Below are 14,103 nucleotides of genomic sequence, written 5' to 3'. Positions count from 1 at the left end.
AAAATTTAATATACTCTGTTTTGACAAATTCATATAAAAGGAGTATACATTTAGAAAAATAGAAAAATGTGAATAGTTTTTTCGAAGGAGGGTGTTATAAATGCAAGTCTTTACAGGAACAGATAAAGTAAAAAGAGGTTTAGCTCAGATGTTAAAAGGTGGAGTGATTATGGATGTAACTAACGCAGAACAGGCCGAAATTGCTGAGGAGGCCGGGGCTGTTGCAGTTATGGCTTTGGAAAGAGTTCCTGCTGACATAAGAGCTCAGGGCGGAGTGGCAAGAATGGCAGATCCTAAAAAAATAAAAGAGATTATGTCAGCAGTTAGCATTCCGGTTATGGCAAAAGTTAGAATTGGCCATTTTGTAGAGGCTCAAATTTTAGAGGCTCTTGGTGTGGATTTTATTGATGAAAGCGAAGTGCTGACCCCTGCCGATGAAAAGTATCATATAAATAAACATTTATTCAAAGTTCCTTTTGTATGTGGCGCTAGGGATTTAGGAGAAGCACTGAGGAGAATTGCAGAAGGCGCAGCTATGATTAGAACCAAAGGAGAAGCAGGTACCGGAAATGTGGTGGAAGCTGTACGCCATATGAGGCAAATTATGGATGAGATAAGGGCTTTGGCTCTTCTTCCTGATGAAGAATTAGTAGCGAAGGCTAAGGAACTTGGTGCTCCTCTGGAGCTTGTAATAGAGACTAAGAAATTGGGAAGACTTCCTGTAGTGAATTTTGCTGCTGGTGGTATTGCTACTCCTGCTGATGCTGCTTTGATGATGCATCTTGGTGCTGATGGTGTGTTTGTAGGTTCTGGAATATTTAAGTCTAAGGATCCTAGGAAGAGGGCAAGAGCTATAGTTCTTGCTGTGACTTATTATGATGATCCTTATGTCTTGGCCGAGATCTCGGAGGATCTAGGGGAGCCTATGCCAGGTATTGATGTGAGAAAACTTTCTGAAACCGAATTATTACAGGTAAGAGGTTGGTAAAAATGAAAATAGGGATACTTGCTATACAGGGATCTATAGTAGAGCACAAAAATATGTTGGAAAGATTAGGGGTTGAAACGGTTCTTGTTAAAAAACCCGAACATCTGGAAATTATTGATGGAATAATACTTCCTGGAGGAGAAAGTACTACCTTCTTTACTATTTTGGAAAATCGTCTATTATTTGATGCTCTTAGAGAAAAATTAGTTAATGGTTTACCAGCTATGGGAACTTGTGCTGGTTTGATTCTACTTTCCAGTAGAATAGAAAATCATCCTGACCAAAAAACTCTCAAGGTTTTAGATATAACTGTTTCTCGTAATGCTTATGGTAGGCAAAGAGAGAGTTTCTCTACTTATGTAAAGATTCCAGTAATTGGTGATAGAGAATATGAATGTATATTTATTAGGGCTCCCCAAATAGTTGAAATAGGTCGAAACGTGAAAGTACATGCAACCTTTAATGATAGGCCTATATTTGTAGAGGAGAACAACATATTGGGTCTGACTTTTCATCCCGAACTTACGGATGATCCTAGAATACATGAGTATTTCTTAAAGAGGTGCTCAGGTTAGGGATGAAGTGTGATTTTTGCAATCAGAATGAGGCTACATATATTTTGGAGATAGATGATGAAAAAGGAAGAAGAAAATATTCGATCTGTGAAAGTTGTCTTAAACAGGTTATAAAGGATATATTTAAGGGTACTTATATTATGAAAGAAGAAAAAGCTAAAAAGTGTCCAAAATGTAATAGATCTTTAGAAGAAATTAAAGAGACTGGTATGTTGGGGTGCAGCTATTGTTATGCCTATTTTAGAGATGAGATAGAAAAAATGGTATACCAGTATCATGGAAATAAAATCCATAAAGGTAAAATTCCTGCTAAGAAAGAATTTAGAATTGATAAAATATTGAAATATAAAATTGAGCTCTCTAAAGCTATAGAGGAAGAGGATTATGAAAAGGCAGCAAAATTGAGAGATCTTCTTAAAAATATAGATACGAGGGGTGGATGAGAGAATTTTATTATAAATATCTCAAGTGGTTAGGAGAAGATAAAGACAATAATAGAGAAGTGGTGGTAAGTACAAGGATAAGAATTGCAAGGAATTTAGAGGATTTCGTTTTTCCATCCCAATTATTAGAGTCTCAGAGAAAAAGAATCCTTAACAAAGTAGAATGGGTTTATAAAAATGAAACAAGATTTAGTGAATATGATTTTTTAAAATTAGAAAAGTTACCAAATATTGTACTTGATGCCCTAGTTGAAAAACATTTGATAAGTAGTGATCATTTGGAGAATATTAGAGGGGCTGGACTTTTAGTAGATAAAAGTGGTAAACTTAGTGTAATGATAAATGAGGAGGATCACTTTAGGTTACAGGTATTAAGTAGTGGATTGGAGTTAAAGGAAAGTTGGAAAAAATTACTTTCATTGGAGGAAATTTTTTCTGATTATTTTAAGTTTGCCTTTGATGATAAGTTTGGTTATTTGACCTCATGTATAACCAACTTAGGTTGTGGTGTTAGAATTTCTTTTGTCGTTCATCTTCCAGCTTTAACTTATTCTGGTAAAATAAAAGATTTTCTCAAAAAGCTTAGATCTAATAAGATTCTTATAAGAGGTATCTATGGAGAAAGAAGTAAACCTATTGCAGGATTTTATCAAATTACTAGTAGGTCTTCTTTAGGAATTGCTGAGGAAGAATTAATTGAAAAGATGGAAAAGGTAGCAAGGAAGATAATAGATGAAGAGGTGATTGTGAGAGAGTTTTTATTTAGGGAAAAAAGGAGGTATGTAGAGGATATAGTTGCAAGGGCATATGGAATATTGAGTAATGCACGATATTTAAATAGTCTTGAGGCGATAAATTTATTATCAGACTTGAGATTTGGAATATATTTCAAAATGTTGGATATTTCTATGAAAGTATTAGATCTTCTCATGATCCTGATATTACCAGGGCACTTACAAACAAAATATGGGAGGGGAATGGACCCAGAGGAGAGGGATGGGGTGAGGGCGGATTTGTTGCGTGTCTTTCTTAAAAATTATAAAATAAATCAGGGAGGTGTCATTTAAGGAGGTGCATGAGAAATGATGGATAAACTAACACAAAGAGCATACAGAGTACTACTCTTAGCACAGGAGGAGGCACGTAGACTTAACTATTCTACAGTAGGAACAGAGCATATTCTCTTAGGGTTGATTCGTGAGGAAGGAGGTATAGCTGCTCAAGTTCTTATAAATCTAGGTCTTGATCTAAATCATCTTAGGAATGAGATAGAAAGATTAATAGGACGTGGAGATGGTACCTCCTATGGAGCACTTCCCTTCACTTCGAGAGCAAAGAAGGTATTGGAATATGCTTCCGAATCTGCCCAAGAACTTAATCATAACTATATTGGAACTGAGCATTTGCTTCTTGGTTTATTAAAAGAAGGTGAAGGTGTAGCAGCTCATGTTTTGGAGGGAATGGGAGTAAGGTTGGAGGATGTTACTATAGAGATATTGAAACTTCTTGGCGAACCTATAGATCCGACTAAGATAAGAGGTAGACAACAAATGAATACTTCTACCAATAATTCTTTAAAGAAGAAGCGCACAGTTACAGCAACCTTAGACGAGTTTGGTAGAGATCTAACTCAACTTGCAAGACAAGGGAAATTAGATCCTATTATTGGGAGAGAGAAAGAATTAGAAAGAATAATTCAAATTCTTAGTAGAAGAACTAAAAATAATCCTGTTCTAGTGGGCGAACCTGGAGTTGGTAAGACAGCTATAGTAGAAGGGCTTGCCCAAAAGATAGTGGAAGGGGATGTCCCTGATACCTTGTTAAACAAGAGGATAGTTGCTATTGATATGGGAAGCATTGTGGCTGGTACGAAGTATAGAGGTGAGTTTGAAGAAAGAATGCAGAGAATTATCGAAGAAGTTAAAATGGCAAAGGATGTCATTCTATTTATAGATGAGATTCATACTCTGGTAGGAGCAGGAGCAGCAGAAGGAGCGGTTGATGCAGCAAATATTTTGAAGCCCTCCTTAGCAAAGGGGGAGATACAGCTAATAGGTGCTACTACTCCTTCTGAATATAGAAAGTATATTGAAAAAGATGGTGCTTTAGAGAGAAGATTCCAGCCTATAATGGTTGATGAGCCAACTCCCGAAGAAACTATTCAGATATTAAAAGGGTTGAAAGAGAGATATGAAAATTATCATAGGGTAAAAATTACCGATGAGGCTATAGAAGAAGCGGTCAAATTATCAGTGAGATATATAACTGATAGATTCTTGCCTGATAAGGCAATAGATGTGATAGATGAAGCTTCTGCAAGGGTAAGATTAAGAAAGCAAAAGAATACAGCTCAGAGTAATTTAGAACTTGAATTGGCGAGAATAAGAGAGCAAAAAGAAATTGCTATAAGAAATCAGGCCTTTGAAAGAGCAGCTCAATTGAGAGATGAAGAAAGAAAGATTGAAGAATATCTTAGAAATTTCATAGATACAACTGCTCCTTCTAACTTTGGAGTGGTAACTCCAGAGGATGTGGCTCAGGTTGTAGCGACTTGGACTGGAATACCTGTAGCTCAGCTTCTCATTGAAGAAAGAGAAAGATTGTTAAGAATGGAAGAAGAGCTTCATAAAAGGATTATTTCTCAAGATGAGGCTGTAAGAGTAGTATCTAGAGCTATAAGAAGATCAAGATCTGGATTAAAAGATCCTAGAAGACCTATAGGGGTATTCATGTTTTTAGGCCCAACGGGTGTTGGTAAGACCGAGCTTGCAAGAGCTCTTGCAGAGTATCTCTTTGGGAATGAAAATGCTCTGATTAGATTCGATATGTCAGAATTTATGGAGAAACATACAGTCTCAAGATTAATTGGTGCTCCTCCAGGATATGTAGGATATGAGGAGGGTGGTCAACTTACTGAAAAGGTTCATAGAAGACCTTATTCGGTTATTCTCTTAGATGAGATAGAAAAAGCTCATAGTGATGTTTTCAATATTCTTTTGCAAATAATGGATGAAGGTCAACTTACAGATGGTCATGGTAGAAGGGTAAGCTTCAAAAATACCATACTAATAATGACTTCTAATTTTGGTGCAGAATACTTTAAGCAAGAGGCAAGTATAGGTTTTGCTTCCAAAGAAGACAGGGAGAAGTCTTTTGATAAGATAAAAGAATTGATTTTGAGTGAGATGAAGAAATACTTCAGGCCAGAATTTCTGAATAGGCTTGATGAGATCGTGTTCTTCAGGCCACTTACTAAAGATGATCTAAAGCAGATTTTAGAGCTACTGTTAAAACCAGTTAGAGAGAGATTGAGAGAGAAGAGATTAGATTTAGAAATAAGTGACGAGGTCAAAGAGTTCTTGCTTGAGAAGGGTTATGATCCTCAATATGGTGCAAGACCTCTAAAGAGGACAATTCAATACTATATGGAAGATCCTTTGGCAGAATTTATACTTCAAGGAGAGTTCAAAGAAGGAGATGTTATAAAAGCAGAACTTGATAAGAAAGGAAATATAGTTTTTAGAAAGTTGGCTTTTGCAAAAGAGCCTTCATAGTCTTTAAATGTCTAAAGTAAAGAGTAAGTTTGTATGTCAGGTATGTGGATATGAGAGTGTAAGATGGCTTGGCAGATGTCCTAACTGTCAAAGTTGGAATTCCTTTATCGAAATTGTTGAGGATAAAGGTAAAGTAGATAAAAGAGTAAACAAAGAAGAGTTAGAAGTATATAGATTAGATCAGATTCTAAATTACGAACCTGTCAGGCTAAAGACTGGCCTGACAGGTTTTGATTATATTATTGGAGGGGGAATTGTAGAGGGATCAGTAACACTTTTAGCAGGGGAGCCTGGAATTGGTAAATCTACATTGTTGTTACAGCTTGCCATATCTCTTAGTAAAGAAAGCTCGAGAGTTTTATATATTTCAGCAGAGGAATCCTTATCTCAAGTTGGTTTAAGGTTAAAAAGATTAACCTCAAAAGACAGATTGGATATTGATTTTGTCTCTGAAAGAGACATAGAAAATATTCTGCCAGAACTTGAAAAATTTAATTATTCACTAATAATTGTAGATTCTATTCAGACGATTTATTCCTCAGAGTTTCCCACTTCTCCCGGAAATGTGGTACAGGTGAGAGAATGTACCTCGAAGCTGGTGGATTTTGCTAAAAAAAATAATGTGGCTGTTATATTAGTTGGTCATGTAACTAAAGAGGGTGATATAGCAGGGCCCAAAATATTAGAGCATTTAGTTGATGTGGTTTTGTATCTCGAGGGAGAGAGATATCATGACTTGAGGGTGTTACGAGTAGTTAAAAATAGATTCGGACCCACTAATGATTTTATACTTTATGAGATGAAAGAAAGTGGCCTTTTTGAAGTGGAAGATATCTCAGCGAAGATGATTGAAAATAGAAATATTAATGTGGCTGGTTCTATTATTGTTCCTGTTATGGAAGGAACAAAACCCTTGTTGATAGAGTTACAAGCCCTTGTAAGTAAAACAAATACCTCTTATCCAAGAAGAATAGCTTCAGGGGTGGATTTTAATAAGTTAGTTCTTTTGTTAGCAATTCTTGAGAAAAAGCTTCGTACTAATTTTTCCGATAAAGATGTGTTTGTAAATGTAGTAGGTGGAATAAAGATTAATGAGCCTGCAGTAGATTTAGGACTTGCTTTTGCTCTTCTTTCTGCATTGATGGATAAGCCTTTTCCTTCGGATATGATTGCTGTGGGGGAAATAGGTCTTGGGGGGGAGGTTAGAACAGTTCCTCACATAGAAAGACGATTAAAAGAGGCAAGGAAATTTGGCTTTATTAAAGCATTGATTCCTAAGGACAAAAAAATTAAACTAAATGAGTATAATATGAATATATTACCTGTTTCGGATATTGAAGAGGGAATAAAACTAGTTTGGGGGGAAGAATGGCGGAATTAAAAAAATTTGCATTGCAGGCTTTAAGATTTGTAGCTCCAGGTACTCCTTTGAGAGAGAGTCTTGAGCAAATAGTAAAGGCTAAGACAGGAGCATTAATTGTGGTAGGAGAGATAGAAAAACTCAAACCTCTTATGAACGGAGGATTCCCTTTAGATATAGACTTTACTCCTAATAGATTGTACGAACTATCAAAGATGGATGGAGCTATTCTACTTTCAAGGGATGGGAAAAAGATTCTTTTTGCTAATGTGATATTGCTTCCAGATCCTAATATTTTTTCCTCTGAAACTGGAGCACGACATGCCACTGCTGAAAGGGTTGCTAAGCAAACTGGTTGCTTAGTTATTAGTGTTTCTCAGAGAAAAGATACTATAACTTTGTTCCAAAATGATTGGAAATATGTCTTAAGGGATGTGGAGGAGATATTAACTAAAGCCTCTCAAGCTCTTCAAACTATGGAAAGGTATAGAAATATTTATGATGATCTTTTAAATAGGCTTAATTCTTTGGAGTTAGAGAACCAAGCTAATATATATGAGGTTTTGTCTTTTTTACACAGAGCTTGTATGTTATTTACTATAGGAAAAGAGGTAGAAAACTATTTAATTGAGCTTGGTACAGAGGGAAGGCTTATAGAAATTCAGCTTGAGGCTCTGCTTACCGGGGTAAAGGAAGACACTATTCTTGTGATAAAGGACTACTCGAGGAAGAATAAGGATCCTGAAGATATTTTAAAAGAATTGATTATTAATTTTAAAGGAAATTTTCAAGAGTTTTCATATATAGCTGGGGAAATATTAGGATATAGGAAGGAAGAAGTAGATATGGAAATTACTGTAATACCGAAGGGCTATAGAATCTTGAACAGAATTACTTCCATACCTTCAAGTGTTATTGAAAAGATTGTTAATTACTTTGGTGATCTATCAAAGATCATGGAGAGTAGTTTTGAGGATCTGGATAATATTGAAGGGGTTGGGGAGGTGAGAGCTAAAAAGATTAGAGAAGCTTTGACTAGATTACAAAGACTTTCATCTTTTTAAGTTTTGATTTAAGGGGATTTATTTTTTAATTACATTATTATGGGGGACTGAAAATTCATGAGAAAAAATTGGAAATTGTTATTAATTGTAACTTTTATTCCTTTTTTAGGGGATTTTATTTTGTCTTCTTATCTTTTTTATTCTAATGTCAAAAATTTATGGTATATATTTAATTTCGTTTTTTCTCTTTTGGTATTAATTGTTTATATCAGCTTTGCAAGAAAGGTTAGGTTTTTTGATTTGGTAAATTTTCCTTATGTGAAAATACTAGATACAAGTGTCATTATAGATGGAAGAATTGTGGATGTTTTAAAGACCAATTTTATAGAGGGAAAAATTATTATTCCTCGTTTTGTTCTCAAAGAGCTCCAACAGCTTGCTGATTCCTCAGAATCTCTTAAGAAGAATAGAGGTAGGTTTGGTCTTGATAATCTAAGTCAGATAAGGAGAGAACTTGGTAGTCAAGTGATTATTGTGGATATAGATTTTCCTAAGGTGCAAAGTGTTGATAGTAAATTGGTTAAGCTTGCTAAGACTCTGGGTGGTAAGATTATCACTAATGATTACGGTTTAAATAAGCTTGCAAAGATTGAAGGTATAACAGTTTTAAATATTAATGAACTGGCAAATGCTTTGAAGCCTATTTATCTGCCTGGAGAGGAAATAGTGATAAGTATAATAAAAGAAGGAAAAGAGCCTGGACAAGGAGTGGGTTATTTAGAAGATGGTACTATGGTGGTAGTGGAAAATGGTAAGAAATATATTGGTCAGACTGTTAAAGTTACTGTTACTAGTGTTTTTCAGACAGCTGCAGGGAGACTCATTTTTGGTAGGATAAGAGAGGAGAAAGAGCATTGGAAAAGATAGTAGGGATTGTTGTAGCAGCAGGCAAGAGTAAAAGGTTTGGAGAAGATAAACTTCTAATTAATATAAAAGGTATGCCTATAGTGTATTACTCAATAAGAAAATTGCATGATATAAAAGACATAGAGAAAATAATTCTTGTGGTAAGGAATGAAATGTTGGAGTATTACAAAGAAAAGATAAAAGACTGGAAATTGGAAAAAGTTTATAAACTAGTTTTAGGGGGAGAGGAAAGACAAGATTCTGTATATAATGCATTAAAATCGGTTGATTTTCACTGCGATTATGTTCTTATTCATGATGCTGCAAGGCCTTTTGTATCGATCAAAAAAATAGAAGAGCTTATAAAATTTTGTACTGAGAATAGTCTTTCTGCCATTTTGGGTATTCCTGTAAAAGATACTATAAAGGTTGTAGATAATACTACCAAAAGGATTATGGAAACCTTAGATAGAAGTAAACTATGGATTATTCAAACCCCACAAATGTTTCCTTTTGAGATAATTAAAGAGGCTCATAAGAAAGCAAGGGAAGAAAATTTTGTAGGAACTGATGATGCTTCTTTAGTAGAGAGATTAGGTATTCCTGTTTATGTGATAGAAGGTGAGCCTTTTAATATAAAAATTACTACTAAGGATGACTTATTATGGATGGAGGGAATTCTTTCAAAATCAGAGTTGGTTTAGGTTACGATGTACATCCATTTCAAGAAGGAAGAGATCTTTTTTTGGGAGGTGTAAAGATACCTTTTCAGAAGGGCTTGAAAGGTCATTCAGATGGGGATGTTTTGATACATGCTATTGCGGATGCCTTGTTAGGGGCGTCCGCTCTTCCTGATATAGGGTATTTCTTTCCTAACGATGATAAGAGTATGGAGGGTATATCTAGTGTGGTAATTCTTAAAAGGGTAAAAGATTTATTAGAAGAAAAGGGAGTAAATATAATTAATATTGATTCTATTATTATCGCTGAAGAACCTAAGATTTTACCATTTAGGGATAAGATTATTAAAAATTTGTCTTCAATCTTAGAAATTCCAGAGAGTTCTTTAAATATAAAGGCAACAACAAATGAGAAATTGGGATTTATTGGAAGAGGAGAAGGTATAGCAGTTTTTGCTGTGGCTCTTGTAAGTTTTCAATAAGGAAAGGAGAAGAAGATGGAAGATAAGATTTATGGAAAAAATGCTGTATTAGAGGCTTTGAAGAGCAACATTCCTTTAAACAAAATATATATTGCAAAAGGTATTCATTTTGATAATAAATTCAATGAAATATTAAATTTGGCAAAAGAAAAAGGTGTACCTATCAAGTATGTGGAAAGAAGTGTTATAGAAAAGATGGTAGGAGGAAATTCTCAAGGGGTTCTTGCAATAATTTCCTCTGTTCCTTACAGAGAATGGGAAGACATAGAGAAGACTTTAAATAACAAGAGTGTAATTGTGGTATTAGATCATATTCAAGATCCACATAATTTAGGGGCTATAGCAAGGACTTCTGAGTTTGCTGGAGCTTCAGCGATAGTAATACCTAAAGCAAGAAGTGCAGGAGTGACTTCTGCTTCTTTTAAGGCTTCAGCTGGTGCTCTTTCCTATATCCCTGTGGTAAGGGTTTCTAATATAGCGAATTTTTTGAGAGAGTTAAAGAAAAAGGGATGGTTTATAGTAGGTGCAGATCTTGATACGGAGAACTTATATAACCAAGTAAATTATAGATTTCCTCTTGCTCTTGTTGTAGGGAGTGAGGATGAAGGATTACATCGGATTGTTAAAGAATCTTGTGATTTGCTTGTAAAGATACCTTCTTATGGTAAAGTAGAGTCTTTAAATGTTTCTGTAGCTTTGGGGATTATTCTGTATAAGATAAGGGAGAGCCATGAAGGATAAATTAGAAGATTTCTTATTTTATTTAAAGTTTGAGAAGAACATGTCATCGGCTACTATTGATAGCTATAGGAGAGATTTAGAGGATTTTATAAATTTCCTTCAGAAAGAAGGTATAAACATTAAAAATTTAAAGAGGGAAGAATGGCAGAGGTATTTGGTAGCTTTATATAAAAAATACAAGATAAAGTCTATTGCAAGAAAGATATCCTCTATAAGAAGTTTTATAAAATTCCTCCTGAGAGAGGGTTATATAAATAAAAATTATAGTAACTTTATGCTAATTCCTAAAATTCCTATGTATCTTCCGGAGGTTCTTGATCCTAAAGAAATAGAGAGTTTCTTGAAAATCCCTGATCCCTTATCTCCTCTTGGTATTAGAAATATGGCAATTCTCGAAACTTTTTATGCAACAGGTATTAGAGTTTCAGAACTTGTTAATTTAAATATTCAGAATGTAGATTTAGAAGAGAAGTATGTTAGATGTTTTGGAAAAGGAGAAAAAGAAAGAATTGTTCCTTTAGGAGATTATGCTGTAGAAAGTCTTAAAAGATATCTCTCTGTAAGGCATTTATTTAATCCAAAGGATAAAGAAGCACTATTCTTGAACAAAAAGGGTGAGAGGATAACAAGACAGGGTGTATGGTTTATTATAAAAGCCTACTCTAAGATTTTAGGTCTTCCTAAGAAGGTTAGTCCGCATACTTTTAGACATTCTTTTGCGACTCATCTTCTTTCTAATGGGGCAGATATACGTATTGTACAAGAATTATTAGGCCATTCGGATATTGCTACAACTCAGATTTATACTCACATTGTTTCTAGCAAACTTCATGAAGTCTATCAGAGGGCGCATCCTTTAATGAGGAGGAATACTAAATGAAAAGAGCTATTTTAATTGTTTTGGATGGAGTTGGAATAGGCGAACTTCCAGATGCTGCGAAGTATAACGATGAAGGAAGCAATACTTTGGTAAACACTGCAAAGGCTTTGGGTGGACTTAGTTTACCTAACATGGGTAAAATGGGACTTTCTAATATTGAAGAGATTCCTGGAACTCCTAAAGAGGATAATCCAATAGCCTTTTATGGTAAAATGGCTGAGGCTTCTCCTGGGAAAGATTCTACTACAGGACATTGGGAGATTGCAGGCTTAATTCTTGACAGACCCTTTCCAGTTTATCCTAATGGCTTTCCTAAAGAGGTAATAGAGGCTTTTGAAAAAGCCATAGGAAGAAAAGTGATTGGGAATAAGCCTGCATCAGGGACAGAGATCATAAAAGAGCTTGGCGAATATCATATGAAGACAGGGTATCCTATTGTCTATACTTCGGCTGATAGTGTTTTCCAGATAGCTGCCCATGAAGAGGTTATCCCTGTAGAGGAACTCTATAGGATGTGTGAGATTGCAAGGAATATACTCCAAGGAGAGCATGCTGTAGCAAGGGTTATTGCAAGACCTTTTACAGGCTCCCCTGGAAATTTTTATAGGACGCCAAGAAGAAAAGATTTTTCTTTACCTCCCTTCAAGGCGACTTTATTGGATTATTTAAAGGAAAATAATTATGATGTGATAGGGGTAGGAAAAATAGAGGATCTTTTCGCAGGAAGAGGTTTAACTTTATCTTTGCATCAAGATAATAATAGCGAGGGAATAAAAAATATCTTTGAAGCATGGAATAAGTTAAGAGAAGGATTAATATTTGTAAATTTGGTAGATTTTGACATGTTATATGGACATAGAAATGATCCTGAGGGAATGGGAAAAGCCTTAAAAGATTTTGATGACGCACTTCCCGATATAATGAAACTTCTTTCAGACTTTGACTTATTGATAATAACAGCTGATCATGGAAATGATCCTACAACTCCAAGTACAGATCATTCAAGAGAATATGTTCCTTTACTTATTTATTCTCCTAATTTTAAGCGTACTTTTCCTTTAGGTATTAGGAGTACCTTTTCTGATCTTGGTAAGACTCTTGCAGATTTCTTTAATGTGAAAAATGATCTTCATGGAGAAAGTTTTTTAAGTACAATAGAAGAAGGGTGGAAATAAGTATGAGAATGGTAGATATCATTATTAAGAAAAGAAATGGTGAGGCTCTAAGTGAGGAAGAAATTAGTTTTATAGTAGACGGTTATGTTAAGGGAGACATACCAGATTATCAGATGTCTGCTCTTTTGATGGCTATTTACTTCAGGGGCATGAATTTGGAAGAAACCATCAATTTAACGAGAAAAATGGCCTATTCTGGTAAGGTATTAGATTTATCTGGTATTCCTGGAATAAAGGTAGATAAGCACAGTACTGGTGGAGTAGGAGATAAAACTACATTGGTTTTTGCTCCATTGATTGCTTCTATGGGATATCCTGTGGCAAAGATGTCTGGTAGGAGTTTAGGACATACAGGGGGGACCATAGATAAACTTGAATCTATTCCAGGTTTTAAAACGAGCATGAAAGATGAAGAATTTATAAAACAGGTTAAGGAGATAGGCATTGCTATTGTGGGGCAAACAGAAGATTTGGTTCCTGCGGATAAAAAGATATATGCATTGAGAGATGTTACGGGAACTGTAGATTCTATACCACTGATAGCAAGTAGTGTTATGAGCAAAAAGATTGCAAGTGGATCTGATGTAATAATTCTTGACGTTAAGGTTGGAAAAGGAGCTTTTATAAAGGATATAAATTCCGCAAGAGAACTTGCTAAGATAATGGTGGGAATTGGAAAGGGTTTTGGCAAAAGGATTGTAGCAGTACTTTCTCAGATGGATCAGCCTTTAGGTTTTGCTGTTGGGAATTCTCTTGAGATTGTGGAGGCTATTGAAACTCTTAAGGGAGGAGGTCCTAAAGATTTAAAGGAACTTATAGTTACCCTTGGAGTGGAGACTTTAAAATTGATAGGAGATTACAAAAATGAGGATGAGGCTAAGGATAAAATTTTAGAACATTTAAATAGCGGGAAGGCTTTGTTGAAGTTTAGAGAAATGGTCAAAGCTCAAGGTGGAGACGTAAAAATAATAGATGATTATAGTCCTCTACTAAATGCTAAGGTTCAAAAAGAGATATACTCTCTTGAGGGAGGATATGTAGAAGATATAGATGCTCATAAAGTAGCATTAAGTGTTATGGCTCTTGGTGCTGGAAGAGATAAAAAAGAGGATAAAATTGATTTATCAGTAGGAATAAGGCTTTATAAGAAGGTTGGGGATAAGATAGAAAAGAACGAGCCTATTGTAACCTTTTATGCTAATGAAGTTGAAAGGCTAAAGAAAGCTCAAGAAATTTTTAAAGAGGCAATAAAGATAGGGAATAAAAAGAAAGATCCTCTTCCTATAGTTTTAGATATTATTTCATAAAATTAGGA

General features: G+C 35.0%; 14 protein-coding genes. All 14 read left to right on the top strand.

All coding sequences use genetic code 11. From position 1 onward, the window contains the following. Positions 1–100: 100 nt before the first annotated feature. Genes pdxS through DICTH_RS06560 form a run of 14 tightly spaced genes read left to right on the top strand, consistent with a single transcriptional unit; the run spans position 101 to position 14,095 of the window. Positions 101–988 carry a pyridoxal 5'-phosphate synthase lyase subunit PdxS gene (pdxS, locus tag DICTH_RS06625; RefSeq protein ID WP_012547586.1) on the top strand — a complete coding sequence of 296 codons (888 nt, stop codon included), beginning with the start codon at positions 101–103 and terminating at the stop codon, positions 986–988. Positions 989–990: 2 nt separating this feature from the next. Then, positions 991–1,563 (top strand): pyridoxal 5'-phosphate synthase glutaminase subunit PdxT, encoded by a 573-nt coding sequence (gene pdxT / locus DICTH_RS06620; RefSeq protein ID WP_012546890.1) that lies wholly within the window; start codon positions 991–993, stop codon positions 1,561–1,563. 2 nt (positions 1,564–1,565) lie between these two features. Next, positions 1,566–2,006, top strand: coding sequence for a UvrB/UvrC motif-containing protein (locus DICTH_RS06615; protein WP_012548002.1), 441 nt, complete (start codon positions 1,566–1,568; stop codon positions 2,004–2,006). Further along, on the top strand, positions 2,003–3,073 hold the full coding sequence (locus DICTH_RS06610) for an McsB (RefSeq protein WP_012548738.1): 1,071 nt from the start codon (positions 2,003–2,005) through the stop codon (positions 3,071–3,073). The genes DICTH_RS06615 and DICTH_RS06610 overlap by 4 nt, the downstream gene beginning before the upstream one ends. A 15-nt stretch (positions 3,074–3,088) precedes the next feature. Continuing rightward, on the top strand, positions 3,089–5,560 hold the full coding sequence (locus DICTH_RS06605; RefSeq protein ID WP_012548032.1) for an ATP-dependent Clp protease ATP-binding subunit: 2,472 nt from the start codon (positions 3,089–3,091) through the stop codon (positions 5,558–5,560). Positions 5,561–5,567: 7 nt separating this feature from the next. Further along, the gene (gene radA, locus DICTH_RS06600; RefSeq protein WP_012548448.1) at positions 5,568–6,941 is read left to right on the top strand and encodes a DNA repair protein RadA; all 1,374 of its coding nucleotides are present in this window, start codon (positions 5,568–5,570) and stop codon (positions 6,939–6,941) included. Further along, positions 6,929–7,984 (top strand): DNA integrity scanning diadenylate cyclase DisA, encoded by a 1,056-nt coding sequence (disA, locus tag DICTH_RS06595; protein WP_012547357.1) that lies wholly within the window; start codon positions 6,929–6,931, stop codon positions 7,982–7,984. The genes radA and disA overlap by 13 nt, the downstream gene beginning before the upstream one ends. A gap of 57 nt (positions 7,985–8,041) precedes the next feature. Continuing rightward, complete coding sequence (locus tag DICTH_RS06590) at positions 8,042–8,851, top strand: PIN/TRAM domain-containing protein (protein WP_012548255.1); 810 nt, start codon at positions 8,042–8,044, stop codon at positions 8,849–8,851. Next, positions 8,839–9,534: a 2-C-methyl-D-erythritol 4-phosphate cytidylyltransferase gene (gene ispD / locus DICTH_RS06585; RefSeq protein WP_012547240.1), complete on the top strand. Its 696-nt coding sequence runs from the start codon at positions 8,839–8,841 to the stop codon at positions 9,532–9,534. Before DICTH_RS06590 ends, ispD begins: the two co-directional genes overlap by 13 nt. Further along, positions 9,495–9,992, top strand: a complete 498-nt coding sequence (ispF, locus tag DICTH_RS06580) for a 2-C-methyl-D-erythritol 2,4-cyclodiphosphate synthase (protein ID WP_012547763.1) — start codon at positions 9,495–9,497, stop codon at positions 9,990–9,992. Before ispD ends, ispF begins: the two co-directional genes overlap by 40 nt. 15 nt (positions 9,993–10,007) lie before the next feature. Next, positions 10,008–10,733: a 23S rRNA (guanosine(2251)-2'-O)-methyltransferase RlmB gene (gene rlmB / locus DICTH_RS06575; protein ID WP_012547037.1), complete on the top strand. Its 726-nt coding sequence runs from the start codon at positions 10,008–10,010 to the stop codon at positions 10,731–10,733. Beyond that, complete coding sequence (xerD, locus tag DICTH_RS06570) at positions 10,723–11,613, top strand: site-specific tyrosine recombinase XerD (RefSeq protein ID WP_012547633.1); 891 nt, start codon at positions 10,723–10,725, stop codon at positions 11,611–11,613. The genes rlmB and xerD overlap by 11 nt, the downstream gene beginning before the upstream one ends. Continuing rightward, positions 11,610–12,788 carry a phosphopentomutase gene (locus DICTH_RS06565; protein WP_012548699.1) on the top strand — a complete coding sequence of 393 codons (1,179 nt, stop codon included), beginning with the start codon at positions 11,610–11,612 and terminating at the stop codon, positions 12,786–12,788. The genes xerD and DICTH_RS06565 overlap by 4 nt, the downstream gene beginning before the upstream one ends. A gap of 2 nt (positions 12,789–12,790) precedes the next feature. Then, a complete protein-coding gene (locus tag DICTH_RS06560) occupies positions 12,791–14,095 on the top strand; it encodes a pyrimidine-nucleoside phosphorylase (RefSeq protein ID WP_012548572.1) in 1,305 nt (434 codons plus the stop codon). The last annotated feature ends 8 nt before the right edge of the window (positions 14,096–14,103 follow it).

This window comes from Dictyoglomus thermophilum H-6-12, from assembly GCF_000020965.1.
Lineage (GTDB): Bacteria > Dictyoglomota > Dictyoglomia > Dictyoglomales > Dictyoglomaceae > Dictyoglomus > Dictyoglomus thermophilum.
Note: the sequence above shows the minus strand (reverse complement) of the source record. Positions and strands in the feature narration are given on the sequence as shown.

Excerpts from the sequence above, each read along its gene's own strand:
- pdxS (WP_012547586.1), top strand. The coding sequence starts at position 101 with ATGCAAGTCTTTACAGGAACAGATAAAGTAAAAAGAGGTTTAGCTCAG.
- pdxT (WP_012546890.1), top strand. The coding sequence starts at position 991 with ATGAAAATAGGGATACTTGCTATACAGGGATCTATAGTAGAGCACAAA.
- DICTH_RS06615 (WP_012548002.1), top strand. The coding sequence starts at position 1,566 with ATGAAGTGTGATTTTTGCAATCAGAATGAGGCTACATATATTTTGGAG.
- DICTH_RS06610 (WP_012548738.1), top strand. The coding sequence starts at position 2,003 with ATGAGAGAATTTTATTATAAATATCTCAAGTGGTTAGGAGAAGATAAA.
- DICTH_RS06605 (WP_012548032.1), top strand. The coding sequence starts at position 3,089 with ATGATGGATAAACTAACACAAAGAGCATACAGAGTACTACTCTTAGCA.
- radA (WP_012548448.1), top strand. The coding sequence starts at position 5,568 with ATGTCTAAAGTAAAGAGTAAGTTTGTATGTCAGGTATGTGGATATGAG.
- disA (WP_012547357.1), top strand. The coding sequence starts at position 6,929 with ATGGCGGAATTAAAAAAATTTGCATTGCAGGCTTTAAGATTTGTAGCT.
- DICTH_RS06590 (WP_012548255.1), top strand. The coding sequence starts at position 8,042 with ATGAGAAAAAATTGGAAATTGTTATTAATTGTAACTTTTATTCCTTTT.
- ispF (WP_012547763.1), top strand. The coding sequence starts at position 9,495 with ATGGATGGAGGGAATTCTTTCAAAATCAGAGTTGGTTTAGGTTACGAT.
- rlmB (WP_012547037.1), top strand. The coding sequence starts at position 10,008 with ATGGAAGATAAGATTTATGGAAAAAATGCTGTATTAGAGGCTTTGAAG.
- xerD (WP_012547633.1), top strand. The coding sequence starts at position 10,723 with ATGAAGGATAAATTAGAAGATTTCTTATTTTATTTAAAGTTTGAGAAG.
- DICTH_RS06565 (WP_012548699.1), top strand. The coding sequence starts at position 11,610 with ATGAAAAGAGCTATTTTAATTGTTTTGGATGGAGTTGGAATAGGCGAA.
- DICTH_RS06560 (WP_012548572.1), top strand. The coding sequence starts at position 12,791 with ATGAGAATGGTAGATATCATTATTAAGAAAAGAAATGGTGAGGCTCTA.